Source organism: Rhodoplanes azumiensis (genome assembly GCF_042682915.1).
GTDB classification, from domain to species: domain Bacteria; phylum Pseudomonadota; class Alphaproteobacteria; order Rhizobiales; family Xanthobacteraceae; genus Rhodoplanes; species Rhodoplanes azumiensis.
The window spans coordinates 1-1053 of sequence record NZ_JBHUIW010000075.1 but is presented as its reverse complement, the minus strand read 5'-3'; the positions used below and the strand labels follow the sequence as shown (position 1 = coordinate 1053).

General features: G+C 66.4%; 1 protein-coding gene. It reads left to right on the top strand.

Annotated features, from left to right (window positions below):
* Positions 1 to 98: 98 nt before the first annotated feature.
* Positions 99 to 1038, top strand: a protein-coding gene (locus tag ACFSOX_RS23625; protein WP_378480266.1) for an IS630 family transposase whose coding sequence is annotated in 2 segments (ribosomal slippage) — positions 99 to 421 and positions 420 to 1038 — 942 coding nt in all. Because the reading frame shifts where the segments join, the coding sequence is not laid out codon by codon here.
* Positions 1039 to 1053: the final 15 nt, after the last annotated feature.

Below are 1053 nucleotides of genomic sequence, written 5' to 3'. Positions count from 1 at the left end.
TAGAGCGGTTTTCGGTGTGGCTGAATCGCCGGGGGATTCCCTGGGCGGGTGAGCTGGGAGAGTCTGTTGACACTGATTCGTCGGGGAAGAGACGATCGATGTCACGAGCCTATTCGACTGACCTGCGCGCACGGGTGATCGAGGCCGTCGCGGCGGGAGCGTCACGACGGGAGGCCGCGGAGCGCTTCGATGTGAGCGTCAGCTCGGCGGTACGGTGGCTGCAACGCTGGCGCGACGAGGGCAGTGCGCGCGCCAAACCCTCCGGAGGGAGCCGATCGCCCCTGGAGAAGCACGCGGACTGGCTGCTGGGCTTGATCGCCGAGCAACCCGACCTGACTCTCGAGGAGATCGTGTCGGAACTTCGGAAGCGGCGGCTGCCGGGCAGCGTCAGCGCGGTGTGGCGGCTGCTCGATCGGCACGGCATCACGGTCAAAAAAAACGCTGCACGCCGCCGAACAGCATCGGCCTGACGTCGCCGGCGCCCGTCGTCGCTGGATGCGCGAGCAGGGTCTGCTCGATCCCGCCCGACTGGTCTTCATCGACGAGACCGCGGTCACGACCAGCATGGTTCGGCTGCGGGGCCGCAGCCCGCGCGGCGAGCGCCTGCTCGCCTTCGCCCCGCACGGGCACTGGAAGACCATCACGCTGGTGGCCGGGCTGCGGCGAAGCGGCATGGTGGCGCCCTGCGTGATCGACGGAGCGATGAACGGCGAAACCTTCCTGGCCTATGTCGAGCAGTGCCTGGTTCCCACGCTGCGGCGCGGCGACACCGTAATCATGGACAATCTTCCGACCCACAAGGTACGCGGCGTCGCGGACGCCATCGAATCCGCCGGCGCGACCTTGCGCTACCTGCCGCAGTACTCCCCGGACCTCAATCCGATCGAGCAGGTCTTCAGCAAGATCAAAGCTCTGCTGAGGAAGGCAGCGGAGCGAACCGTGCCAGGCCTCCAGCGTCGGATCAGAACCATCCTGCGCGCTATCCACCCCCGCGAATGCAGAAATTTCATCCGACACGCAGGCTATGCACCAACGTGAGCGAAAACCGGTCTA